Below are 25,761 nucleotides of genomic sequence, written 5' to 3'. Positions count from 1 at the left end.
GCAACCCCTTATCCTCAACGATTTACCGCTCGCGCAGCGCTTCTTTTGCGCGGTTAAACGGTTTGATTAAATAGTCGACGATGGTTTTTTCACCTGTTTTTATATCCACTGTGGCAATCATACCCGGAACGATAGAGAAATGACGTCCCAGTTTGTTCTGCAAATAGTCCTGGTGGGTGCGGATAAAAACGCGGTAGTAGAAAATTTCCGGTTTTACTTTGTCCTGGATAGTATCCGGTGAGATGGTTTCAACCACACCTTCCAGTCCGCCATAAATGGCGTAGTCATAGGCAGTGATCTTCACCAACGCCCGCTGGCCGGGATGGATAAATGCGATGTCGCGCGGTGACAGGCGTGTTTCTATCAACAGGTGATCGTCCACTGGCACGATCTCCATCATTTCGCCGTTAGGCGGAATTACGCCGCCAATGGTGGTGACCTGGATGTTTTTCACGATGCCGCGCATGGGGGTACGCACCGTCAGGCGGGTAACAGAATCCTCGCGTCCTTTCAAAATAGATGCGAGCATATCCACTTCTGCGTTCGCTTTTGACAGTGCTTCACGCGCCTGCACGTAATATTGCGAGCGCAGGTCGGTGATTTTCAGCCCCAAATCGCTTTTTTGTCGCTGCAGGCGCAGCACTTCCACATGGCTGGCGGCTCCGCTTTTCTCCAGTCGTTGGGTGATCGCCAGCTCTTTATTCACTGATACCAGCGCATCCTGCAGTTCCACCATCGAGTCGGCAAGTTGTGCCCGACGGCTTTTATACAAGCGGGTTTCGGTGGCGATAAGCTCCGGCCAGGCTTTTAGCGAGTCGGGAAATGTCAGCGGTAGATCGTTGACTTCGGCATTGAGCCTTGCGCTGGAGGCCAGCGAGGCGCGGAATCGGGCTGCGCTTTCACCAACGTTTGATTCAGAACGGGTCGGGTCGAGGCGAGCCACAATTTGATTGGCTTGCACTTTATCTCCTTCGCGCACCGTCAGTTCTGCGAGGATACCGCCGTCGAGCGACTGCAACACCTGCTCACGCGAGCTGGGGATCACTTTCCCGCTACCGGTGGAAACTTCATCCAGTTTGCCGAAATACGCCCATATCGCTAATACCGCAAACAGCAGTGTGCTGAGCAGAATAATACTGCTGGCACCGGAAAAACGGTGTTCGCGGCGGATATCGAGGTCGTCCATGGCGGCATCATGCGGATTGGTTTTCATTTTTCCACTCCCGACCGTGAGTCTGTGTGGGAGCCCGGCTTGCATTCAGCGCTTGTGCTTTCGGGGCATCCATTACCAGTTGACCTTCTTTTAACACCACCACGCGTTCGACAAGTTCGAGAACCGGAACGCGATGGGTGGCGACAACCAACGTGCGGTTGCCCAGCCACAGGTTCAGTCGTTGAATAAACTCTCGCTCGGTGTGTTCATCCAGCGATGCGCTTGGCTCGTCGAGCAGTACGATATTGGGGGATCTCAGAAGCATTCTTGCCAGCAGAATTGACTGTCGCTGCCCGCCGGAGAGACCGTTGCCACCCTCCATAATAGGGTGAGCCAGCCCTTTGGCGAGCTGCTTCACAAATGCTGCTGCGCCGCTGACTTCCAGTGCGTCAAATATCTGCGCATCGCTGGCATGTGGTGCGCCGAGGGTCAGGTTCTCGCGCAGCGTCCCGAAAAACAGTCGCGCGTTTTGGCTGAGAAATCCGATGTTTCTGCGTAAATCAGCCATATCGATTTGCGCCAGGCTCAGGTTATCAAGCCGGACATCGCCCTGAATAATGTCTATGCCGCCTGCCATTGCCTGTAGCAGAGTGGATTTTCCTGCGCCGTTACGTCCGAGGATGGCGACCCGTTCTCCTGGCATGATTTCCAGGCGCGAGATGCGCAGCGGTACGCGCTGGTCCTCACTGTGGTAGCGAAAATGCGCATTTTCAAACAGATAGTGGCCATGAAAGATCTCCTGATGTACCCGGTTTTCATCGTGCTGGGTTTCAGTGGGCAACTGCATAATGCTGTCCAGACCCATCTTCGCCGCTTTGACCTGCTGCCAGCGTGCCAGCACGCCGCACAGGTTAGCCATTGGGGCGATCATCCGTGAGCCGAGCATGGAGGCCGCCACCACGGCCCCGGTGGTCATCGTACCTTCAATGACCATCGGTGCGCCGAACATAATGATTGCCGCGTAGACCAGACTTTGTACCGACATTCCCCAGCCAATCAGTCCCTGTGTCAGCTTGCGGGTGCGCAGACCGGACTCTCCGGTAATGCGGATGTAGCTGTTCCACTGCTGCAAAAAGCGGTTCTCCGCCTGCATCAGTTTGATGTCTTCCAGCCCCTGTACGCTCTCGACTAGCACGGCGTTACGTAGAGTGGATTCGTGAGCAGCCTGGTTGGCGAGCACCGACAGTTTTTTCTGTAACAGCAATCCCGGCAGGATCATCAGAATGGCGGCGACAGGAGCTATCCACGCCAGCGGTGGGGCAATGCATGCCAGCACGACAATAAACAGAAAGAAAAAGGGCAGATCAACAATGGTCGACATGGTGGAGGAGGTGATCATCTCACGTACCTGCTCCAGCTCGCGTAGCTGGGAAATAAAGCTTCCCGTTGAGCGAGGCACTGCGCTGTTGCGCAGCCGCAAGGCATGGCTGAACACGCGATCGGAAATCCGCATGTCAGCGCGTTTACCGAGCAGATCCATAATATGGGTGCGCGCTTCGCGGAGTAAAAAGCCAAACAGCACCGCGACCAGCACTCCAGTTGAGAGAACATACAAGGTGGGATACGACTGGGCCGGGATAACCCGGTCATAGACCTGCATGGAAAAGATAATCCCGGCGAGCGACAGGACGTTAATCAGAAATGCGGCGATCATTACCGGCAGGTAAGGACGGATGTCCTTTAACACCAGTTCACGCATCCAGTCAGGCTTAAAGCGCGAAATGTAGCGATCTACCCGACTGTCTTTCAGCGCTGATAATGGGCGCAGTGCGGTGATGGTGTGGATTTCCGGCAGCAGTTCCGTAACAGTCAACCGATTGCGCTGTCCCTCTTCGGCAATGATAAACACATCCAGCGTATCTTCGCCGTTGAAATGTTCTATCACCATAATTTGGCCGTCGCGAAGTTCAGCCACCACTGGTAAACGCCACTGGCTGAATACCTGTTTTGTGGTATCCAGTGTATGAAATGACAACCCAGCCTGTCGGGCCAGCTGCGTCAGGGCGAGAGACCTGTTTTTACCAGCAAACCACGGGGCGTTGGCCTGAATTGCACCGGGTGAACAGGTCACGCGGTAGTGGCCGGCAATGTGGGTAATCGCCTGCGCCCATTGGCTGAGAGTCGGTTCTCCAATGACATCTTCGGTATGCGGGTCGACCTGGCTCATAGCTGTATCTCCACCGACTGGATGCTGCGGTTATTTAAGGCGAACGCCTGACGTAGCGATCCGGTGTTGTAGAGGCAGTTCAGTTGAAGCTGACGAAGCTGACTTTGGGTCTGTAGCTCGGCAAAACGGGCCTGATACACTTCCTGTTCTGCATTCAGTACGTCGAGCAGCGGACGTGAACCGAGGTCGAGATACTGCTGCTGATAAAGTTCGCGCGTACGTTCGCTCAGCTGATGCTGGCGGCGCAGAATTTGCAGGGCGCTGGCGAGACTCATCGCCTGGCTACGGGACTCTAGTAATTTCTGACGTACGTCGAGTCGGGTGCGCTGGATGGAATATTGTGCTGACTCTACCGCATGGCTGGCGGCGTTGCGCCGGGCTGTGAGGCCGCCGCCCTGATACAGCGGCATTTCAACTTTTACCCACGTTGAGTACTGTGTTTTGTCGAGTACTTCATGGCTGGGATACTTGTCATTAAGGTAATGCTGAACAGAGGGCTCCAGAGAGAAGGTCGGTGTCATTTGCGCATTGGCGTAGTCCAGGTTTGCCTGTGCGATGTTTGCCTGTGCCCATGCCGCGAGTACGGCAGGAACCAGCCTGTCGTCCGGTTTTGCCACATCACAACTGCTGTCCAGTTTGACCGGGAACTCATTGCTGATGCCGTTGAGTGAGTTCCAGCCGAGAAAACTCATCAGGGTCGCCTTGCTGCTGTCTAGGTTAGCCTGATACTGCGCCAGCTGTGAGCGAGCAGACTCAATACGCGCGTCAGTTTGTACCACGTCTGACTGCGACGTCGCCCCTTCATTATTGCGTTCCCGGGTCAGCCTGCCAATGCCGTTCAGGGCAACGAGCTGCTCTTCGGCGGCATCGACCATTTGCTGCCACGCCTGAACCTGGACAATGGCGTTTGCGGTGGCGTGGGCGACGGTATCAATGCTGAGTAATACGTTTGCCTGTTGTTGAGCGGCCCCGGCGGTTTCAGCCCGGACCTGGCTTGCGACTTTGCCGAAGTCGTACAGCATTTGCGATACCGAGATCACCAGTGACGGGCTGAAACCGTGATCGTTATAGGTATTGCTGTATCCGTTGTTCATTCCGGCAGTGACCTGCGGATAATATTTCGATTTCGCCACGTCGATCTGCTCATTCTGTGAGAGCAGTTTACCGATGGATTCACGAATAGAGGGGTGCCAGCTTACAGCGCGGCTTACCGCATCGCTAAGCGTCAGATTGCCGGGCGCGGCGGCGCTAAGCGGTAGTTCGGCCATGGAACCATCGAGAGAGGGAAGCATCTGGCTGGTGGCCAGCCCTTCCGGCGTAATAACTTGAGGTTCATCTTCGGCATTAACCCATAAGGAACAGAGCGTTAATGCCAGCAGTAAAGCGACAGGGGCGACACGTCTCATAGTTTATCCCTTTCAAAATACGGCTGTGACGACTGTTATTGCCCCGGACGTCATGGCATCCGGGGCTGTAGTTATGGCGTTACGGTACTGATTTCAGGTCACAATGTGGTTTTGTTGGATCAGCTCGTCGAGCGTGGTGTGTACGTTCTCCAGAGTAATGAGATTAGTCGAGTGATACGTTGCGCCCGTACCGTCGCGGTCGATAGAAACCACCGTGTTGTTACCATTGGTGGAAACGGAGAGATAATTGCCGAGCGTGGCGTTTTGCCCGTTCCAGCCGACCAGCAGGTCGCCGATATCGATTTTGTCTCCCTGCGCCAGTGAGAAATTAGTCCATGTGTCCGTTGTTCCGTTGCCACCGGTCGCATCGTTGGCGCTGAGCAGGTGATAAATCAGCGTATCGCCATATGCGCTGCCGATAAGACGATCGGCATCGGCGGTGCTCACGACCTGCGGATTCATGTCGATGGTCAGCGTGGCAGTATCGGTATGGCCTTTCTGGTCGTTCAGGGTGTAGGTAAATGTCTCTTTGTTGGTGATCGTCGCAAGAGAGACATCGTTGTTGAGGGTATAGGTGTAATGGCCGTCAATCCCGATGGTCAGTTTGCCGTACAATCCATTGATGGTAGCGCTGGCGGTACTGCTTCCCAGTGGATCCAGCGTAGCGGTGCTGCCGCCTGCGCCATTCACCGTCAGCAGGGTATGCACGCTGGCAATATGGTCCCCGTCATAGATATTGCCTGTGACGTTATTCACGCCGGAAGTTTCGAAGTTATCGAGGTCGACTACCGAGCCTTTGACACTTGGCGTGATGGTAATGGAACCCACACCCAGTGCACCGACGCTACCGGTATAGTCCAGACGATAGTTCCCTGCGTGCAGCACGAGCCCGTTCAGGGCGATATCAATGTTGCCGCCGAGCAACAACCCACCGTTGAATGAATCCCCGGCCACCTTAACGCCTTTGCTGTCGTACAACGCCCAGACGACATTTAGCCCGCCAAGCGTTAGCCCGGATGCCACGTTAAAGTGCAGCACGACGTTCTGCACCGCTGTACCCGCTGCCACCTCGATGGTGCCAGTGCCGCTTTTCGAGCTTGGCACCAGCAAAGTGTTCCAACTGGCATTCCCTACGCTGGTATCAGTAAACGGCTGAGAGGTGTCCTGCAGTGTGGTGACCGCCATCTGGCTGCTGATGTCATTTACGGCATCCAGCGCCTGTGGCGTCGCCTTGATGTTCAGCGACGCGCTGCCGGTATCGCCGTTTGGTGCTTTTACCGTATAGACAAAGCTGTCCGGCGTATTGATGCTGTCTGCGCCCAATCCACTTTTCAGCGTGTAGGTGTAATTGCCTTTCGCATCGATTATCAGCGTACCGTACTGCCCGTCAATGCGCGTGGTGCCCGTGGCATTGACCGTGACGCCGTTCACTTCAGTGATGACCGTATTGGCCGGAGCCGAGTCATTAGCCAGAATGTTGCCGTTGGTTGAGGCGCTCAGACTGTCTACTGCGTAGGTGTGATCCGCCTGAATATTCAGGGTATAGCTTGTCAGCAGGGTCAGGCCGCCTGAGGCGTTAAGCAGGAACAAATAGTCGCCACCAGGCAGCGTGATGGTATATGCCGTTGAGCTGCCGCCTAACAGCGCGGTGACCCAGTTTGGTTGTACCCGATATTGCTCATACTGCTGGATTGTCTCATTGAAACGGTAGACGTAGAGATCAAAACCGCCAAGCGTAACGCCGAGAACATCAGCCTGAATCGTCAGCGTGCGGGTGGCGCCGTCATCAACGTTGAATTTGATCGGGTTGGTCAGGCCGTTTACCAGACTGACGTCCAGAACATTACCCAGGCCGATATTCGCGAGTGTGAAGCCGGTTTGTTTTGACGGTCCATGGTCGACCGCGCTGACTTCCGTTCCGTAGGTCAGTGAGGCTACATCATCCGCAGCCGTTACGGTACTGGTTGCAGGGCTTTGACCTAGTGTGACCACTAATTTTGCCGAAGAGTGATCATTACCGTGAGTCAACGTATAGGTGAAGCTTTCGGAACGCCCATAGACCGATGCCGATGTGTTGGTGAGAGTGTAGGTATAGCTACCGTCCTGGTTAATATGCAGGATGCCGTATTTACCCTGAATATCAGCTCCACCCGCGGGGATGTTCACCAGATTCCCGTTGCCATCGGTAATCGAGGTCACCCGGGTACCGGAAGGGGCGTTATCCTGTCCGTTGGTGGGGTCGGTATCTGTGATGATGTTGCCGGATTCCGTCAAGCCACCGGTGATGTTTCCGGCGCTGGTTTTCACCACCGCAACATCCAGACTGGTATAGGCACCGGTAGCCAGCAGGCTGGTGTTGTAGCTGACTACGCGGTAATCCCCGCCTGTCAATCCATCATAGTTGAGCGTCACTCCTGAAGCACCGAGCGTTAGCAGATCGGCAAACTGGGGTTTTGAGGTATCGACTACCGTAACCCAGGCGTTGAGCGCGGTGTCAAAGCGCTGGATAACGATCTCCATGGTGCTCAGCAGTGACAGCACAATGCCGGTTGCGGCAGCGTTGATGGTGACGGAACCACTGCCACCAGACTGGATGCTGAAATTGACGGCGGCCGTGTTGTTCCCCAGCACGTTAGCCACTGTTCCCAGTGCATCCACCAACAGAAAACCATAATCGCTTTTGTGCTCATTGGTGATGGTGACATCGGTTTGTAATGCCAGCCGGGTGACGTTGTCTTCGGCCAACAGCGGCAATACCGGGGCGATAACACTTGTCGGTGATGAGGTGTTGCCAGCCGCATCGGTTGCGGTGGCGGACAACGACTGGCCCTCAATCTGGCGAACCGGCAGGGTTACGCTGTATACACCGCTGCTGTTGGCGATAGCCGTTACGCTGCCACCACCAGGCAGGGAGATGGTGACGGTGCTTCCCGCTTCGGCGATACCACTGATGGTTCCGCCATCGGCACTGATCAGGACCGTTGGTGCTGGCGGTGGCGTGGTATCCACGATGACGCTGAATGCGCCGGATAAACCGCCTGAACCGTTGGCATTTGCCGCACTGGCGGTAAATGCGTGGTTGCCTTCGCTGAGTGCACTGCCAGGGGTAAAGCTCCAGAGTCCGTTACCGTCAGCAGTCGTTGTGCCCATCAATACCCCATTATTGTAGAGGCTGACGACGGCGTTAGCCTGCGCCGTTCCGCTAAGCGTCGGGCGGGTATCATTGGTGGTTTTCCCGGCGGCGACTGCGCCAGTTATCGTACCTATATCATCAAATACGCTGGAAATAACAGGAGCAGGTGGCACGCCAGTAAACGGAGCCAGCGCGCTACCTGGCGAACCCATGTTGCCTGCCGCATCCTGTGCGCTAACCAGCAGCGTTTGCCCACTGATCTGCGGTGGGTTAAGGATGAAAGTAAAGTTGCCGGATGCATTGGCCGTTGCGGTGCCGAGTACGGTTCCGCTACTTGAGGTGATGATTACTGTACTGTTTGCTTCAGCAACACCTGCTAACGTGGTGCCGTTGGCGTTAATCACCAGTCCGGTAGGAATGCCCGGAGCGAGGGTATCGACCACTATCGCGGCGGCAGACGATGTCCCGCTGGTATTTCCTGCGGTATCCGTTGCCGTGATAGTAAAGGCATGCGCACCCTGAGTCAGCGCTGTGGGTGGGGTGTAACTCCAGTTGCCGTTTCCGTCTGCCGTCACGCTGATGACAAAGTTGCCGTTGTCATAAATATCGACCCGGGCATTGGCTTCCGTGGTGCCGTTTAATGTCGGGCGCGCGTCATTGGTGACCTGGTTGTTGCCAATTACCCCTGTGTTTGGTCCCACATCATCAATAATGCTGCTAATTGATGGTTGCGCCGGAGCAGTAATGTCCACGATAACGGTAAACCCGGCTGTCGCGCCGCTGGTATTTCCCGCGGCATCGGTGGCGGTCACAGTGAAGGTATGTGAACCGTTAGCAAGCGGTGTGCCTGGCGTAAACGACCAACTGTTATTGCTTTGCACGAGCGCGGTGCCGAGCAGTGTACCACCGTTATAGATACTAACGGTGCTGCCCGCTTCGGCGGTGCCGTTTAGCGTTGGACGGGCATCATTAGTCAGTTGCCCGTTGCTCAGCGCCACATTAAACGCACCGCCTGCAACATCATCCACCACCGTGATTAGCTGTGGTATTGAAGGCGGAACCGTGTCGACATTGATAATAAACGCGGCGGAGGCAGAGCTGACGTTTCCGGCGGCGTCAGTGGCGATGGCGGTAAATACGTGCTGGCCATTACTCAGGGTGGTTGGCAGATATTCCCAGGTGCCATCTATTGCCGCTGTTACCGTAAACAGCAGTGTGCCATTGTCGTAAATGGCGACTCGCGCACTGGCCTCTGCTGAACCGCTCAGAACAGGACGGGTGTCATTGGTAAACGCACCGCTCGACAGCGTACCGGTTCCTGGCTGCACGTCATCGAAAGCTTCAATAATCGTGGGCGCAAGAGGGGGGATGGTATCAACGATGATACCAAACCCGGCCGACGAGGGACTGACGTTTCCGGCGGTATCCGTTGAAGTCACGGTCAGTGTGTGATTGCCGTTACCAAGTGCGGTCCCGGGGGTGAAATTCCAGGCTCCATTCCCGTCTGCCGAAACCGTACCGATAAGCGATCCGTTATCGTAAATTTTGACCGTTGAATTGGCCTCGGCGGTGCCGCTAAGTGTGGGGAGTGCATCGTTTGTGGCCTGGCCGTTGCTCAGAATACCGGTTATCGGGCCGACGTCATCGACGACCTGAGTGATGGCGGGCGTGGTTGGCGATACGGTATCAACCGTGAGCGTAAAACTGTTAGATGCAGGGCTGGTGTTGCCTGCGCTGTCGGTGGCGGTTACGGTCAGCGTATGCGTACCATTGCCCAGCGCTGTTGTGGGGGTAAAACTCCAGGTCCCACCAGCGCCTACGGTGGTGGTGCCGATTGGCTGACCGTCACTCAGGACAGTAATAGTTGCGCCAATTTCGCCAGTTCCGCTCAATGCCGGGCGGGTTTCGTTCGTTGTCTGACCATTATTAATCGGGCCTGTTGTGGGAGCCGTATTATCCTGCACTGTACTGATGACCGGTGCCTGAGGAGCAAGGGAATCCAGTTCGAGGGTGAAGGACGAGGAGGAACCGCCTGTATTACCCGCCTTGTCAGTAGCAACGGCGGTAAATACATGCTGCCCCTGACTCAGCGCGTTATCCGGTGTGAAGCTCCAGTTACCTGACTCATCGACCAGGGCCGTGCCGATATCAACGCCTTTATCGCGGATCGTGATGGTGGAGCCAACTTCCCCTGTACCGTTCAGCGTAGGTTGCGCGTCATTGGTCAGTTGCCCGTTTGTCAGCGATGTGCTGCCGGGTTGATCGTCAATTACTGAGGTAATAAGCGGCGCGGCGGGTGGTAGTGTGTCTACAATCAGGACGAACGGTGGCGTCGCCGGGCTGATATTACCAGCACCATCCGTGACGGTTGCGGTCAACGAATGACTGCCTTCGCTGAGTGAAGATGGCGGCGTAAAGTTCCAGTTGCCGTTTTCGTCGCTGGTGGCAGTGCCAATTACCGCGCCATTATCGCGAATAGTGACAATGGAATAAGGCTCGGTAACGCCGTTGAGCGTTGGCGTACTATCGTTGGTTGACTGTCCTGATGTAAGCGTCTGGGGAGTGCCAACATCGTCCGTTACCGTCACAATGGATGGGGCGTCCGGGATCAAAGTATCAACAATAATCCGGAAGTCCGTAGACTCATCTCCCTGATTGCCTGCTGCGTCAGTCGCGCGCACGGTAAAAATATGCTCGCCTTCTCCCAGCGAGTTTGTCGGGCTAAAGCTCCAGAATCCGCTGCTGTTTACCGTGGTTGTGGCAATCGCAACACCTTTATCATAGAGGGTGATAGTGGCGCCAGCTTCACCGGTTCCGTTTAAGGTTGGGCGCGAGTCGTTAGTCATTTGCCCCTTATCTAACGATCCTGCGCCCGGTGAGATGTCGTCTATGATGCTGGTGATGGTCGGCGCCAGCGGGGCGGTGCTGTCGATGGTGATGGCGTAGTTGGGTGACAGACCGCTGTCAGTACCGCCAACAGTTTGTGACACAGTAAAATTATAGGTTGTACCTTCCGCCAGGATTGTAGGCAGTTGATAACTCCATGCGCCAGAAATGGCATCGGCAGTCACTGTGGTCAGCAGGATCCCATTTTGAAATATATTGACCGTTGCGCCAGCAGTCGCGCTTCCTTGCAGTAGCGGTTGGGTATCGTTGGTGGTTTTACCGTTACCAATGACGCCAACGCCGGGAGCGATATCATCTACGATTTCAAGAGTTGGCGGGTGCGGTACACTGGAAGTGGCGGCTGCAAAAGAGGTTGGACCGCTCTGATTACCCGCGGGATCCTGGGCGATGACGTTCAATGCCTGACCTGTTGTTTGCGCCGGTGACAGGGTGACAGAATAATTTCCGGAACCGTCTGCGATCCCCTGGCCGAGAACCGTAGTACCGCTGCGAATGATAACGGTACTGCCCGCTTCGGCTTTACCGATAACCAGCGTACCGTTTGGATCTACGCTGGTGACTGTAGGTGCGTCGGGTGCCAGAGTGTCGACAGTTAAGGTGACAGCGTTCCCTGCTGGTAGCACGTTACCTGCGGCATCCTGTGCGCCGAAAGTCAGTGTGTGAGAGGCGTTAGCGGAGAGAGTAACTTCAACACTCCAGTTCCCATTCGCGCCAACAGTTGCCGTAGCAATAGCGACAGGATTACTGCCATCATAAATTAATACGGTGCTGCCGGGAGTGCCGGTTCCGCTAATGGTGGGGGTCGTATCATCCGTGACGCTTCCGTTACCAAGCGAACCCGTAATAACGCCGGCGTTATCCTGAATATCTGTTACCAGTGGCGAGGCCAATGTTGTGTTGTTTACCGTAAACGAGATGCTGTTTGAGCTGCCGCTGGCGTTACCAGCCACATCGGTTGCGATGGCGTTCAGGGTATAGTTTCCGTTTGCCAGCGCCATTCCGGGAGTGATGCTCCATTCGCCGTTAACGACAGTAGTGGTGCCGATAACCGTGCTGCCGTTATACAGGGTGATGGTGTCTCCGGTAGTACCGGTTCCGCGAATGGTCGGTGTCGTGTCATCGGTCACGGCATTGGGACCGATATCGCCTTTGACGTTACCGACGTCATCACTGGCGGCGATAATCACCGGAGGTGCAGGCGGTGTTGTATCGATGTTCAGTAGGACAGGATCCGATGGTAAGCTGACATTTCCTGCCGGATCGGTTGCCGTGATAGTCACCTGGTAATTACCCTGAGCGACTGGGGTGGTTGGCGTATAACTCCAGCTGCCATCTGCACCGACCGTCACTTCACCCAGCGGTGTAGTATTGCCATTAAGGAAAATGGAAATACGATCCCCGGCACTCCCCGTCCCGCTGAAGGTTGGCGTGGTATCGTTAGTGGTACCGTTGGTGATAATTCCGGTTATCGGGTTGGTATCATCAGTCATCGTCGGTGGAGCGGGCCTCACCGGCGGCTGATTATCCACCGTCAGAGTAAAGCCTGCTGACGGGATCCCCGAGTTGCCCGCAATGTCGGTAGCCGTTGCGGTGAATTTGTGTGGGCCATCCGACAGGGGAGTGGGAGGCGTAAATGTCCAGGTTCCATCGGGCTTCACGAGGGCGGTGCCAATGGGACCGTTATTATCAAAAATAGTAATTGTCGCACCAGCTTCACCGGTTCCGGACAGTTTTGGCTCGGTACTCTTCGTGCTGCCCCCGTTACTCAACGTTTTCGTATCACTGCCAATCAGGCCTTCCGCAGAAGTGATGACGGGTGCTGCGGGTGGTGTGGTATCAATAGTCAGCGTGAAATTTCCGGCGTTACTGGCATTGCCCGCTGTGTCTGTCGCGATAGCAGACAGATTGTGGGGGCCTTCACTGAGAGGCTGGCTAACCTGGAAACTCCAGCCCCCTCCCGTGATGACTGTCGCCGTTCCAATAGGGGTAGCACCATCGTAAATAGTGATGGTGGATCCAACTATTCCGGTGCCTTTCAGTAGCGGCAGGTTATCGTTTGAACGGCTACCAGAAGGCAGATCGACTGGCGCATTTCCGACGTCGTCTGTGGCGGTCGAAATAGTGGGGGCTCCAGGGGCCTGAGTATCAACGGTAACAGTGACGATGGTTTGTGAGGTGACGACGTTACCGGCTGCATCTGTGGCTGTCACCTTAAAATGGTGATCGCGGTCGCTGAGCGCTTTGTCCGCTGGTACGGTATAGCTCCAGGTACCTGATTTATCGATAAGTATCACTGTCATCAGCAGGCTGCCATCATACAGCGTCACCAGAGAGCCAGGCTCACCGGTCCCAGAGATGGTGGGTGTACTGTCATTGGTCACCCAGCCGTTATTCGCGATGTTACCGGTGATAGTGCCGACATCGTCGCTTATCAGGGTAATGACCGGTACGGTTGGAGCAACACTATCAACAATAATTTTCCAGCTTGCGGCGCTGCTGGTGTTGTTGGCTGCATCCGTCGCCGTCACTGTAAATACGTGCGCACCCTGACCCAGTGAGGTGGTTGGTGTGTAGTTCCAGTTACCGTTGATATCGGCGATAACGGTCGTCAGCAGTACGCCATTATCATATATTTTGACCTGAGAACCGGCCTCGGCGGTGCCCTTGATTTCCGGTTTGTCGTCGTTAGTGAGCGTATTGTTATCGATGTTGCCGACGATCTCGGCAACATTGTCTATGACGGCAATGATAACGGGCTGGTCTGGCGCAGTGAGGTCCGGGGCAAGCGCAGTGGTCGGCTGGCTCTCGTTTCCTGTGTTGTCCGTTGCGGTGGCTTTTACCGTTTCACCGTTGATTTGTGACGGCGAGATCGGCACGGTGAAATTCCCCCCGCTGTCTGCCTGGCCAGTGCCAATAGCAATGCCATTGCTGTTTTTGATGGTGATGGTGCTACCCGCCTCAGCGTGACCACTCACCGAACCACCATCCCCGGCGACGGTTACGCCTGTTGGTGCATCAGGCGCCGTGGTGTCCGGCGCGGTGACATTAGCATTTTCACCTGTGTTGCCAGCCGCATCAGTGGCGTTAGCGGCAAGCTTCTCTCCGTTAATCTGTGGCGGAACCAGCGTTGCGGTAAACTCCCCGTTAACGCCGGCTGTTGCTGTACCAATGATGTCGCCGGCCGGATTCAGTATATGCACTGTACTGTTGGGCTCTGCCGTGCCGGAGACCTGGTCGCCAGTAGGAGTGATCAGCAAATTGCCAGGCGGCAGTGGGGCGGTAGTATCCGGTGCAAGCGCGGTTTCTGGCTGGCTCGGGTTTCCTGCCGGATCGGTTGCGATGGCCGTTAGCGTTTCGCCATTGGTCTGCGGCGGGGTAATCGTAATGGTAAAAGAACCATCCGGTCCGGCGACGCCACTACCTATCTGATTACTGTTGCCATCGGTAATAACCACAGTATTGCCTGGCTCGGCCGTTCCTGTGACGACGGATCCATCAGTTGATACGCTCAGATCATCCGGAGGTGATGGTGGCTGAGTGTCGATATTTATGTTGAATGCTGGCGACATTCCCCCTGTACCCGACTGGTTAGTCGCGGTGACAGTGAAAGCGTACGGACCATCTGGCAACTGCATGCCGGACGTCCAACTCCAGTTGCCGCTACCGTCTGCAAGCACATTGTCGATAAGCGTACCGTTGTTATAAATTTTAACTGTACTGTTGGCTTCTGCGGTTCCGGAAAGGGTAGGTGTAGCGTCGTTAGTAGCCTGATTGTTGCTCAAGGTTCCGGTAGACGGTGCGACGTCATCCATCACGCTGACGATAACCGGTACACCCGGATAGCCAGAGTTCTGAGCGTTGAATTGCGTCTCCGGACCAACGTTGCCCGCTTCGTCCTGAATCCTGACCGTAAGTGATTCGCCATGTGTCTGCGATGGTGAAATATTAATAGAGAAATTTCCGCCTGGCTCGACGATGGCTGAGCCGAGCAACTGGTTATTGCTGCCAATAATCATGACTTTGCTACCGGCTTCCGCGTTGCCGGTTACCGTTGTACCTTCAGGATTAATACCGGAAATTGTTGCGGCTAACGGTGGGGTGATATCGACGGTAAATGTTGGTACGGAGGTTTCTGTACTCACGTTACCTGCAGCGTCGGTTTGCGTGACCGTCAGATTGTGGATGCCCTCGCTCAGCGGTATATCCGGCGTAAAAGTCCAGTTGCCATTCTCATCAACCTGGGTCATGCCAATCAGGATGCCATTATCAGAAATGCTGATGAAGTTGCCGGCTTCACCGGTACCGGAGAGGGTTGGCGTGTCGTCGTTAGTCACGGCGTTATTGTTGACAGGTCCGGTAATGGAATCTGCATCGTCGGTTACCTGGCTGACTACTGGCGCATCAGGGGAGACGGTGTCGATGATAATCTCCCAGACTTCAGACATTTCACTGCTGCCCGCATTGTTCGATGCGCTGACCGTGAACTCGTGAGTACCATCCGCGAGAGGAGATGAAGGCGTAAATGTCCAGTTACCATTGGCATCAATAGTGACCTGGCCAATTTCAGTGCCGTTGTCGAAAATATGCAAAGTAGTGTTCGCGGGGCCGGTTCCCTGAAGAGTAGGGGTACTATCGTTGGTGGATTCCTGCTGATTTACGATGCCAGTAATAAGCTCCTGATCATCTGTTACGCTGGTAATAACGGGCACATCTGGTGTTGCTGGCGTCGTTGTCGGCGGCGCACCGCCATCACCATCGCTGTCACCATTACCGTTATTACTGTTTCCGCTACCATTACCGCCGTTGCCATTTCCGTTGCCAGCGTTATTCCCGCTATCACCGCCGCCACCTCCACCACCGCCTCCGCCTGCAGCGAGGGCGATGCCCCCCGCAACCGCGACGCCGCCGAGAACCCAGGGCCAGACAGCTCCGCCTTCATGACTGCCTTCCGCTGTCATCAGCGGTGTCAGGTCATCAATGTGCTGAAAGTGGAATGCGCCATCGGTATCCTGAACCCACCACAGTGCGCCGTTGTTATCTTCGAGAACGAGCTGGCTTTTGTCATTACCGTTTGCGACGTAAAAATTTTTAATCGTGATGGTTTCGCCTGAGCGGAGTGTGATAACCAGATCCTGATTAATACGAGTCAGTTGACTGATGTCCTCACGTTGAACGGACAGCTTCACGACAGACGGTGCACTGAGCGTAACTTCAGAGGCTTCAATATTTGTGGAGACACCAGTCAATTTTGATACAACGGCGAGTAGACGCATATGTTCACTCCTGATGGCTGGCCGGGAGTATTAATTCGCAACGGCGCGCTGGGAATAATGAGCAGACAGGTGCCCCGTTCATCATGAAGATGAATTTACACATGTAATTTCATTGGTTAGGTCGTAATGATGTCAGCTGCTTATATAAAATTAATCCTGGCCCTGTGGTCAGATAGTTCTTTCGTATTAGATGATATAGTCACAAAGAAAGTATTCTGCAACTTCTACATATTAAAAACATATGGTGATAATTCAGGTAGATACTAATTAAAGGCTGATTGAGTACGGATGTTTTCATATTACATTGTATTTTAAGGTTTTTTGGTTTTATCTGCTGAGTCGGAAAGATATATAATAAACACCAGTAATAATAATGTTATTCACCGGTGGAAATAAGATGGTGGTGGCTTGATGTTTTATTTTATTAAGCTATGAGGGGCAATAAAAAGAGAACGGTGTATTTGGGATTTTAACGATTCAGCAAAAATAAACTATAAATACGGTGAATGTATTGGGGTGGTTTCAATAACTAAACAATAACGACCAGTCTCCGCGGGAGAGACTGATCACAAAGTATGGAGATTTATCGGCCTGCATTTTTCATAATACGAGCTTTATCCAACTGCCATTCACGCTCCTTCACATCGGAGCGTTTATCGTGTTGCTTCTTACCTTTGGCGACGCCAATTTTCACTTTGCACCAGGCATTCTTCCAGTACAGCGAAAGTGCAACCACGGTATAACCCTCACGGTTCATTCGACCATAAAGAGAGTCAAGTTCACGCTGGTTTAATAGCAGTTTCCGGGTACGGGTGGGGTCGCACACAACGTGTGTTGAGGCAACCGCCATCGGGGTGAAGTTTGCGCCAAACAGGAAAGCTTCACTGTCTTTGAGAATGACATAGCTATCGCTAATATTGGCTTTGCCTGCGCGCAGGGATTTAACTTCCCAGCCTTGCAGGGCGAGTCCGGCTTCGAACTCTTCTTCGATAAAGTATTCGTGTCGTGCGCGTTTGTTAAGCGCGATTGTGGCTGAGCCAGGTTTGTGTGCTTTTTTCTTCGTCATAATGCCGCTCAGTATAGGTAATCTGGAATCGAAAAACACCCCATTTCATCCAGCGGGGCGTAAGGCGCTATCTTAGCACGAGTTAGGCTATAGCGTTTTTTTTAGCGGATGATAAATGGTATTATTTGTACGATTGATATTGATGGAAATTGTTATGCCTCAGATTAGCCGGACCGCTTTAGTACCTTACAGTGCGGAACAGATGTATCAGTTAGTGAATGATGTTAAATCCTATCCCCAGTTTTTACCCGGTTGCACCGGAAGTCGTGTCCTGGAGTCAACGCCAGGACAGATGACGGCGGCTGTGGATGTTTCTAAAGCAGGGATCAGCAAAACGTTCACCACGCGCAATCAACTGACCAATAACCAGAGCATCCTGATGCATCTGGTCGATGGCCCTTTCAAAAAACTGATCGGCGGATGGAAATTTACGCCGCTCAGCCAGGATGCGTGCCGCATTGAGTTTCAGCTTGATTTTGAGTTCACCAACAAGTTAATTGAACTGGCGTTTGGCCGGATCTTCAAAGAACTGGCGTCTAACATGGTGCAGGCCTTCACCGTTCGTGCAAAAGAGGTTTACAGTGTCAGTGTCGGCTAAGATTGTCGTCGAAGTCGCGTATGCGCTGCCGGAAAAACAGTACTTGCAACGCGTAACGCTGCAAGAGGGGGCAACGGTTGAAGAGGCCATTCGCACCTCCGGGTTGCTGGAATTACGCACCGATATCGATATCAGCAAAAATAAAGTAGGTATCTACAGTCGTCCGGTAAAACTTGCCGATATCGTGCATGATGGTGATCGGGTAGAAATATATCGACCATTGATTGCTGACCCGAAAGAGCTGCGCAGACAGCGGGCAGAGAAATCTGCTAAAAAGTAGCAGATATAAAAAAGGTGCTCACTGAGCACCTTTTTTATATCTGAAACCTGCGTTCTGAACCTTATTTATTGTCAGTCAGCGCTGGTTTGTTATCGATATTGGTCAATACACCACTGCTGTTAAAGGTCAGAGTCAGCGTTTGCTGCGTTACGCCTTCATGTCCTGGTTGCTGGCGGAACACATAGAACCAGGTGTTGGTGCCAAAAGGATCGGACATCATCGGCGTACCCAGAGCATAAGCAACCTGCTGTTGCGTCATACCCACACGAATTTTGGATACATCGTTAGCGGTCAGATAGTTTCCCTGGTTGATGTCAGGACGGTAAACCACTCGCTCCAGAGTGGAACAGCCTGCAGTCAACATCAGTAGTACTGCTGCAGCAGCAGTCAGCGTTTTACAGCGCATAGTGATTTGATTCCTTTTCGGGCCCGAGCAGTACGCGGCTCATATGTAATATGCCGATGATAATAGACCTTTCACCACTTTAAAACCTTTTGCTGTCGGGTCGGCTGGCGATTTTATGTTGAACTCAGACCGTTACAAGGGAAAAAAGTTTACGCTGCCAGCAGTTCTTTTGCATTTGCCAGGGTATTGCGCGTCACTTCGCTACCGCCAAGCAAGCGGGCTAGCTCTTGCAGGCGCGCGCGTTTGTCGAGCGGTTGCATATGCGTTTCAGTCATCGCGCCGTCAGTTTCTTTGCTGACAAAGAAGTGTTGGTGGCCGCAACCAGCAACCTGTGGGAGGTGTGTGACACACATAACCTGTGTTGATTCACCCAACTGGCGTAACATTTTCCCCACGACGGCGGCTGTAGGGCCGCTAATACCGACGTCAACTTCATCGAAAATCAGTGCCGGGGTTTCCATTTTACGCGCAGTGATGACCTGAATAGCCAGTGCGATACGTGATAGTTCCCCACCAGAAGCGACTTTCGCAATGGCCTGCATCGGTTGACCTGGGTTTGTGGTGACTTTAAATTCAACGCGATCGGCGCCGTCTGCGCTCAGATGATGTTCATCAAACTTTACATCAATACAAAAGAGGCCGTGCGGCATAGAGAGGGTATGCATACTTTCTGTAATCAGTTGCCCAAGCTCCTGAGCGTAATACAGCCGCTGCTGATGCAGTGCTTTAGCTGTTTCCAGCGCTTGCTGGTGGTGATTGTTCACCGCCAGCGTTAAGGTTTCCAGCGAGTCGGCCTGATCGTCAAGCTGCTGTTGTTCATCCAGCAGAGACTGGTAAAACTGAGGAAGCGCTTCCGGTGCGACATGATGTTTGCGCGCCAGAGATATTTGCTTAGAAATCCGCTGCTCAAGTTCGAACAAACGGTTTGGGTCTAAATCCAGTCGGTCGCAGTAGTGGCGCAATTCGTCGCTGGCTTCGCTGAGCTGGATGGTGGCCTCTTCGAGCATGTCCAGAATACCGGAGAGCTTACTGTCCATTTCCGCCAGTTCGCCAACCAACTGCTTTGCTGTGTACAGTTGGCTTTGCAGGTTAATGTCTTCGCCATCTGCCATGATAGCCAGCGCCTGTTGGCTGGTGGTGAGTAATTGCCCGCTGTTAGCCAGACGCTTGTACTCTTCATCGATTTGTTCAAATTCACCCGCCTGAGGGTTAAATTCATTCAGCTCTTTTAACTGATACTGCAATAGTTCCGCACGTGCGGCGCGCTCCTGGCTTTGCTGCTGATGATGCGCCAGGTCACGGCAGCTCTGGTGCCACAGCTGGTAGCGTGCAGCCATTTCCTGAGTCAGTGAGGCTTCATTGGCGTAGCCATCGAGCAGGAATTTTTGCTGCTCAGGTTTAGTCAGGAGCTGGTGTGCGTGCTGGCCATGGATTTGAATAAGCAGTTGGCCCAGTTCGCGAAGCTGTGACAGTGGAACTGCGGTGCCGTTGATAAAGCCGCGGGAGCGTCCGTCGCAGCTGATCACGCGACGAAGCAAACACTCACGACCATCTTCAAGCTGGTTTTCCTCCAGCCAGCGCAGCGCCGCAGGTGTGTCTTTCAAAGAGAAGCGGGCACACAGGTCGGCACGTGTGGCACCAGTGCGCACCATGTCGGCATCTGCACGCCCACCCAGGCACAAACCGAGGGCATCAATGGCAATGGACTTACCCGCCCCGGTCTCACCGGTGATGACGGTCATTCCGCTCTGGAAATCGATCTCAAGTTCACGAACGATAGCAAAATTGCTGATGGTCAGTTGTGCCAACATAGCTGTTTTCCTGTATGAAAAACCATGACTGTAATTACATACAGTATAAACTGGTTTTTTATACAGTAAAGAGGCTGGTGTTAAATTAAAATAATTTTTTTGACCAACCCAGTTTCGTGCTTAATGTATTGAAATAGCTGTAATCTTTTGGGTGAATCAGGTTCAGGTGGTAATCACAACGACGAATCAATACGTCTTCACCTTCCTGTATAGGTAACGCAATCTGGCTGTCGCAGCTAATTTCCAGGTCATTCCGGCGATGGGAGAAGCGCAACCGAATTGTGCTGTTACTGTTAATCACCAACGGGCGTGCCGACAATGTGTGCGGGAACATCGGTACCAGCGTAATGGCATCGAGCGATGGCGTCAGAATTGGACCGCCGGCGGAAAGCGAGTAGGCCGTTGAGCCGGTTGGTGTAGAAATAATGAGCCCGTCCGAGCGTTGGGAGAAGGCGAAGGTCTCATCGATATAGACCTCGAATTCGATCATGTGCGCGACTTTTCCAGGGTGCAGAACAACTTCGTTGATGGCGGTGCTGATGCGCTTCTGGCAATCCTGCTGGCAGACCTGGGCTTCAAGCAAAAAGCGCTTTTCACTGATGTAGTGGCCTTCCAGCACGTCGGCTAACTGTTGATGGGCGTTGTCCGGGTCAAGGTCTGTCAGAAAACCGAGGTTGCCACGGTTAATCCCGATAACCTTAATGTCATAGCGTGCCAGTGTGCGCGCAGCACCAAGCATATTACCATCGCCACCAACAACCACAGCGAGGTCCGCCTGTTGGCCTATCTCCGCCAGAGTGCCGGTTTTCACATTTTTCAGTTGGAGTTCGTGGGCGATTTGTTGCTCCACGATAACCTCATAACCTTTCGTGCACAGCCAGCGGTAGAGCATTTCATGTGTCGTCAGTGCAGTGGGGTGACGTGGATGCCCCACAATGCCAATACACTTGAAATGTTTGTTCATTTTCTCGAGGTCCTTGTAGCGAAGATTAGTGACAATGTGAGTACTTCCCTTGAATCCCTGAATCTGATCCCCATAATAAGCCAAGTTAGCGAGATGAATGCGAAAAAAACGCGGAGAAATTCATGAGTAGTAAAGAACAGAAAACGCCTGAGGGGCAAGCCCCGGAAGAAATTATCATGGATCAGCACGAAGAAGTTGAGGCGGTTGAACCAGACGCTTCTGCTGAGCAGGTGGATCCGCGCGATGAAAAAATTGCGAATCTGGAAGCTCAGCTTGCCGAGGCCGAAACGCGTGAGCGTGACAGCGTGTTGCGTATCAAAGCTGAAATGGAAAACCTGCGTCGTCGTACCGAACTGGACGTAGAAAAGGCGCATAAGTTCGCGCTGGAAAAATTCGTCAACGAACTGCTGCCGGTGCTGGATAGCCTGGATCGTGCGCTGGAAGTGGCGAACAAAGACAGCGATTCCATGACGGCGATGGTTGAAGGTATTGAGCTGACCCGTAAGTCGATGCTGGATGTCGTAGCGAAGTTTGGTGTGCAGGTGGTTGCGGATATTGATGTGCCGATGGACCCGAACGTGCATCAGGCTATTGCAATGGTTGAGTCTGACGAAGTGGCTGCCGGTAATGTACTGATGGTGATGCAGAAGGGTTATACCCTGAACGGACGTACCATTCGTGCAGCGATGGTGTCTGTGGCAAAAGCCAAAGGCTAACCAGCCTGTAGTGCCGGGTAATGCAGATGTTTTACCCGGCCTACAATCATCTTCCTAGTCTCCCACGCTCTCGCGCAGCGGTTTTACCGGTAATACCTGTACCTGCTTAATCATATTGTCCTGCACGTCGAGAATATCGATATCGTACTGACCAATGCGCACTCGCGTACCGGCAATCGGGATCTCTTCCAGCGCTTCAAGAATAATGCCGTTCACCGTTCTCGCGTCATCTTCCGGTAAGTGCCAGTTAAAGGCTTTGTTGATTTCACGAACGTTGGCGCTGCCGTCAATAATCACTGAACCGTCATTCTGCGGCGTGACTTCCTCTGCAAGCGTTGGTGACATTGAGGTGGTGAAGTCGCCGACAATCTCTTCCAGAATATCTTCGACCGTGACCAGTCCCTGAATATCACCATATTCGTTGACCACCAGACCCACCTTCTTTTTATTACGCTGAAATTTAATCAACTGGGTGCTGAGCGGTGTGCCTTCCGGGACGAAATAGATTTCGTCGGCGGCGCGTAGCATAGTCTCTTTGGTAAACTCTTTTTTCTCGGCCATCAGGCGCCAGGCTTCACGTACGCGCAGCATGCTGATGGCGTCGTCCAGCGAGTCACGGTACAGCACAATGCGACCGTGTGGGGAGTGCGACAACTGGCGCACGATTGATTTCCAGTCATCGTTAATATCAATACCGATAATTTCGTTGCGCGGTACCATGATGTCGTCAACGCTGACTTTTTCCAGATCCAGCACTGACAGCAGCATATCCTGGTTACGGCGAGAGATTTGCGAGCGCGATTCATTCACCAGGGTACGAAGTTCATCTTTACTCAGCGAACCGCTCACCACGATATCCGTTTTAATGCCCATCAGGCGCATCAGCAGACGCGTGATGGTATTAAGCAACCAGACCAGTGGCATCATCAGTATTTGCAATGGGGCAAGCAATACGCTGCTGGGATAGGCGACCTTTTCCGGGTACAGCGCGGCAATAGTTTTCGGCAACACTTCGGCAAACACCAGCACGACGAAAGTCAGAACACCGGTGGCAATCGCCACACCCGCATCGCCATACAGGCGCATACCGACAATGGTACCGAGCGCCGAGGCCAGGATATTTACCAGGTTATTACCGATGAGCACCAGGCTTATCAGGCGGTCTGGCTTACGAAGCAATTTTTCAACGCGTTTTGCCTGACGGTTACCCTGTTTTGCCCGGTGACGTAGACGGTAGCGGTTCAGGGTCATCATTCCGGTTTCAGAGCCGGAAAAGTAGGCAGAAATAACCACCATGATGAGAAGAGTGACAATGAGCGTGGTGGTGGAGATATGTTCCACGTAGGGTTCCTTAAAGACTTAACTCACAAGCTGCTGCAGTATGCGGCTGCCGAAATAGGCCAGCGTCAGAATGCCTGCGCCCGCGACGTTAAACCACACGACACGACGTCCGCGCCAGCCCTCATGGTAATGCCCCCACAGCAGAACGATATAGACAAACCATGCCACGATAGAGAGAACGGCTTTGTCTATATTTTCCGTACTGAACAGGTTATGCATGTAAAACAGGCCAGTACACAGGGTCAGCGTCAACAGAACTACGCCTATCTGGGTGATATGAAACATTTTACGTTCAATGCTCATCAACGGCGGCATTTCGTTGTTGAAAGCCAGTTTTTTGTTTTTGAGCTGATAATCGATCCACGCCAACTGCAGTGCATACAGTGCGGCAATGATTAACGTTGCATAAGATAATAGCGACAGTCCGATATGGATCATCATACCCGGCGTGGCTTCGAGATGGGTGATGTACTCGTTGGGCATAAACGTGGCGCATGCCAGATTGATCAATGCGAAGGCATAAACAATCGGCAGCAATAGCCAACCACGATTGCGTGAGGCTACGATGGTCATTACGGTACAAATCATCAGGCTGACCAGTGAACCAACGTTCAGCAGGCTCAGGTTTTGTCCGCTTTCGCCTCCGGGCAGAATACGAGCTTCCAGGGCAAAAGCGTGGCATACCAGCGCGATAACCGCCGAAAGAATAGCCATGCGCCGCCAGCCGCTGTTTTTCTGCAGCAGGGCGGGAACGATCAGCGCGAGGCTGATGGAATAGGCGACAAGGGCGAACAGAGCAAAAACGGGCATATATGTGTCGACAGTTTGGCCAGTGATAAAGAAAAGCAGTATAGCGTTACGTGACCGCTGCTCCAACCGTTGCATAACAACAAAGGCGGCTTCATGTTATACTGCGACAAATTTCTGTTGATGTGTCGCTGTCGCGACCGACCGTTTCCACCCCAGGCGAGAGACAATGTTTGATAATTTAACCGATCGTTTGTCGCGCACGCTGCGCAATATCAGTGGCCGTGGACGCCTTACTGAAGACAACGTTAAAGAAACGCTGCGCGAAGTGCGCATGGCGCTGCTGGAGGCTGACGTTGCGCTGCCGGTAGTGCGTGAGTTTATCAATCGCGTAAAAGAGAAAGCGGTTGGTCATGAAGTTAACAAAAGCCTGACGCCAGGGCAGGAGTTCGTCAAGATTGTCCGTAACGAACTGGTTGCGGCAATGGGCGAAGAAAACCAGACGTTGAATCTGGCTGCGCAACCTCCGGCCGTCGTTCTGATGGCGGGTTTACAAGGTGCGGGTAAAACAACCAGCGTCGGTAAACTGGGTAAATTCCTGCGCGAGAAGCACAAGAAGAAAGTGCTGGTCGTATCCGCTGACGTATATCGCCCGGCGGCGATCAAGCAGCTGGAAACGCTGGCCGAGCAGGTCGGTGTGGACTTCTTCCCGTCTGATGTTGGTCAGAAGCCGGTTGATATCGTTAACGCCGCGCTGAAAGAAGCCAAACTCAAGTTCTACGACGTGTTGCTGGTGGATACCGCTGGTCGTTTACACGTTGACGAAGCCATGATGGACGAAATCAAACAGGTCCACGCGTCTATCAATCCGGTAGAAACGCTGTTTGTTGTCGATGCCATGACTGGTCAGGACGCCGCGAATACCGCAAAAGCGTTTAACGAAGCACTGCCGTTAACCGGTGTGGTTCTGACTAAAGTCGATGGTGATGCCCGTGGCGGTGCTGCGCTCTCTATTCGTCATATCACCGGTAAGCCGATTAAATTCCTCGGTGTGGGTGAAAAAACAGAAGCGCTGGAGCCGTTCCATCCGGATCGTATTGCTTCGCGTATTCTCGGTATGGGCGATGTGTTGTCGCTTATTGAAGATATTGAGAGCAAGGTTGACCGCGCGCAGGCTGAAAAGCTGGCGACCAAGCTGAAGAAGGGCGACGGTTTCGACCTGAACGACTTCTTAGAGCAGCTTAAACAGATGAAAAACATGGGCGGCATGGCAAGCCTGATGGGCAAGCTGCCGGGCATGGGTCAGATTCCTGACAACGTGAAATCGCAGATGGACGATAAAGTGCTGGTGCGTATGGAAGCCATCATCAACTCAATGACGATGAAAGAACGCGCCAAGCCGGAAATTATCAAAGGTTCTCGCAAACGCCGTATCGCACTGGGCTGTGGTATGCAGGTACAGGATGTTAACCGTCTTCTGAAACAGTTCGACGACATGCAGCGCATGATGAAGAAAATGAAGAAGGGCGGAATGGCGAAGATGATGCGGAATATGAAGGGCATGATGCCGCCAGGCTTCCCTGGTAGATAAATATATCGGGCTACCTTATTTGCCATTTTGACGCCGGAGTGTGCTCAACAAAACACTATAGTGTTTTGAACGCACTTCAGGGCGGCCCGCAGGGCGAGCGGAGCGAGTAAATGCTCACGAACTGCGTGTACGCTCCGCTTTC

Annotated in this window: 14 protein-coding genes; 4 read left to right on the top strand and 10 right to left on the bottom strand. The window is 53.3% G+C overall.

Going from position 1 to position 25,761, the window contains the following annotated elements; all coding sequences use genetic code 11:
* Nucleotides 1-22: 22 nt before the first annotated feature.
* The 5 genes from OH663_RS00165 to smpB all read right to left on the bottom strand — a co-directional run bounded on the left by OH663_RS00165 (nt 23) and on the right by smpB (nt 17,165).
* Nucleotides 23-1,186, bottom strand: coding sequence for a beta-barrel domain-containing protein (locus tag OH663_RS00165; protein ID WP_136345271.1), 1,164 nt, complete (start codon nt 1,184-1,186; stop codon nt 23-25).
* Between the two features lie 7 nt (nt 1,187-1,193).
* On the bottom strand, nt 1,194-3,380 hold the full coding sequence (locus OH663_RS00160) for a type I secretion system permease/ATPase (protein ID WP_045446413.1): 2,187 nt from the start codon (nt 3,378-3,380) through the stop codon (nt 1,194-1,196).
* The gene (locus OH663_RS00155; RefSeq protein WP_200012284.1) at nt 3,377-4,786 is read right to left on the bottom strand and encodes a TolC family outer membrane protein; all 1,410 of its coding nucleotides are present in this window, start codon (nt 4,784-4,786) and stop codon (nt 3,377-3,379) included. Before OH663_RS00155 ends, OH663_RS00160 begins: the two co-directional genes overlap by 4 nt.
* Before the next feature lie 93 nt (nt 4,787-4,879).
* Nucleotides 4,880-16,099, bottom strand: a complete 11,220-nt coding sequence (locus OH663_RS00150) for a BapA/Bap/LapF family large adhesin (RefSeq protein ID WP_200012281.1) — start codon at nt 16,097-16,099, stop codon at nt 4,880-4,882.
* 583 nt (nt 16,100-16,682) lie between these two features.
* Nucleotides 16,683-17,165, bottom strand: coding sequence for an SsrA-binding protein SmpB (gene smpB, locus OH663_RS00145; protein ID WP_045449753.1), 483 nt, complete (start codon nt 17,163-17,165; stop codon nt 16,683-16,685).
* Nucleotides 17,166-17,280: 115 nt separating this feature from the next.
* Here smpB and OH663_RS00140 point away from each other — a divergent pair, with 115 nt between their 5' ends.
* Both OH663_RS00140 and OH663_RS00135 read left to right on the top strand, forming a co-directional pair.
* Nucleotides 17,281-17,763: a type II toxin-antitoxin system RatA family toxin gene (locus tag OH663_RS00140; protein ID WP_071829014.1), complete on the top strand. Its 483-nt coding sequence runs from the start codon at nt 17,281-17,283 to the stop codon at nt 17,761-17,763.
* Complete coding sequence (locus OH663_RS00135; protein WP_200012422.1) at nt 17,753-18,043, top strand: RnfH family protein; 291 nt, start codon at nt 17,753-17,755, stop codon at nt 18,041-18,043. Before OH663_RS00140 ends, OH663_RS00135 begins: the two co-directional genes overlap by 11 nt.
* A gap of 61 nt (nt 18,044-18,104) precedes the next feature.
* Here OH663_RS00135 and bamE read toward each other — a convergent pair whose 3' ends face one another.
* The 3 genes from bamE to nadK all read right to left on the bottom strand — a co-directional run bounded on the left by bamE (nt 18,105) and on the right by nadK (nt 21,224).
* Complete coding sequence (gene bamE, locus OH663_RS00130) at nt 18,105-18,449, bottom strand: outer membrane protein assembly factor BamE (RefSeq protein ID WP_045446389.1); 345 nt, start codon at nt 18,447-18,449, stop codon at nt 18,105-18,107.
* Between the two features lie 149 nt (nt 18,450-18,598).
* Nucleotides 18,599-20,260, bottom strand: coding sequence for a DNA repair protein RecN (recN, locus tag OH663_RS00125; protein ID WP_045446387.1), 1,662 nt, complete (start codon nt 20,258-20,260; stop codon nt 18,599-18,601).
* 85 nt (nt 20,261-20,345) lie between these two features.
* The gene (nadK, locus tag OH663_RS00120) at nt 20,346-21,224 is read right to left on the bottom strand and encodes an NAD(+) kinase (protein ID WP_045446384.1); all 879 of its coding nucleotides are present in this window, start codon (nt 21,222-21,224) and stop codon (nt 20,346-20,348) included.
* A 122-nt stretch (nt 21,225-21,346) separates the two neighbouring features.
* Between nadK and grpE the strand changes: the two genes are divergently transcribed.
* The gene (grpE, locus tag OH663_RS00115) at nt 21,347-21,940 is read left to right on the top strand and encodes a nucleotide exchange factor GrpE (RefSeq protein WP_045446381.1); all 594 of its coding nucleotides are present in this window, start codon (nt 21,347-21,349) and stop codon (nt 21,938-21,940) included.
* Nucleotides 21,941-21,994: 54 nt separating this feature from the next.
* On the opposite strand, the gene OH663_RS00110 is transcribed toward grpE, so the two are convergent.
* Nucleotides 21,995-23,281 (bottom strand): HlyC/CorC family transporter, encoded by a 1,287-nt coding sequence (locus tag OH663_RS00110; protein ID WP_045446378.1) that lies wholly within the window; start codon nt 23,279-23,281, stop codon nt 21,995-21,997.
* An 18-nt stretch (nt 23,282-23,299) separates the two neighbouring features.
* A complete protein-coding gene (locus OH663_RS00105) occupies nt 23,300-24,091 on the bottom strand; it encodes a cytochrome C assembly family protein (protein ID WP_045449751.1) in 792 nt (263 codons plus the stop codon).
* A gap of 166 nt (nt 24,092-24,257) precedes the next feature.
* Here OH663_RS00105 and ffh point away from each other — a divergent pair, with 166 nt between their 5' ends.
* Nucleotides 24,258-25,619: a signal recognition particle protein gene (gene ffh / locus OH663_RS00100; protein WP_045446375.1), complete on the top strand. Its 1,362-nt coding sequence runs from the start codon at nt 24,258-24,260 to the stop codon at nt 25,617-25,619.
* Nucleotides 25,620-25,761: the final 142 nt, after the last annotated feature.

This window comes from Citrobacter sp. Marseille-Q5395 (assembly GCF_947057495.1).
In the GTDB taxonomy this organism is placed as follows: Bacteria; Pseudomonadota; Gammaproteobacteria; order Enterobacterales; family Enterobacteriaceae; genus Citrobacter; species Citrobacter murliniae.
The sequence above is the reverse complement of the archived record's forward strand: the minus strand, read 5'-3'. Positions and strand labels throughout refer to the sequence as shown.

Coding starts and splice junctions, on each gene's coding strand:
- bamE (WP_045446389.1), bottom strand. CDS start 18,449: ATGCGCTGTAAAACGCTGACTGCTGCTGCAGCAGTACTACTGATGTTG.
- smpB (WP_045449753.1), bottom strand. CDS start 17,165: ATGACGAAGAAAAAAGCACACAAACCTGGCTCAGCCACAATCGCGCTT.
- recN (WP_045446387.1), bottom strand. CDS start 20,260: ATGTTGGCACAACTGACCATCAGCAATTTTGCTATCGTTCGTGAACTT.
- grpE (WP_045446381.1), top strand. CDS start 21,347: ATGAGTAGTAAAGAACAGAAAACGCCTGAGGGGCAAGCCCCGGAAGAA.
- OH663_RS00165 (WP_136345271.1), bottom strand. CDS start 1,186: ATGGACGACCTCGATATCCGCCGCGAACACCGTTTTTCCGGTGCCAGC.
- OH663_RS00150 (WP_200012281.1), bottom strand. CDS start 16,099: ATGCGTCTACTCGCCGTTGTATCAAAATTGACTGGTGTCTCCACAAAT.
- OH663_RS00160 (WP_045446413.1), bottom strand. CDS start 3,380: ATGAGCCAGGTCGACCCGCATACCGAAGATGTCATTGGAGAACCGACT.
- OH663_RS00140 (WP_071829014.1), top strand. CDS start 17,281: ATGGTATTATTTGTACGATTGATATTGATGGAAATTGTTATGCCTCAG.
- ffh (WP_045446375.1), top strand. CDS start 24,258: ATGTTTGATAATTTAACCGATCGTTTGTCGCGCACGCTGCGCAATATC.
- nadK (WP_045446384.1), bottom strand. CDS start 21,224: ATGAACAAACATTTCAAGTGTATTGGCATTGTGGGGCATCCACGTCAC.
- OH663_RS00155 (WP_200012284.1), bottom strand. CDS start 4,786: ATGAGACGTGTCGCCCCTGTCGCTTTACTGCTGGCATTAACGCTCTGT.
- OH663_RS00105 (WP_045449751.1), bottom strand. CDS start 24,091: ATGCCCGTTTTTGCTCTGTTCGCCCTTGTCGCCTATTCCATCAGCCTC.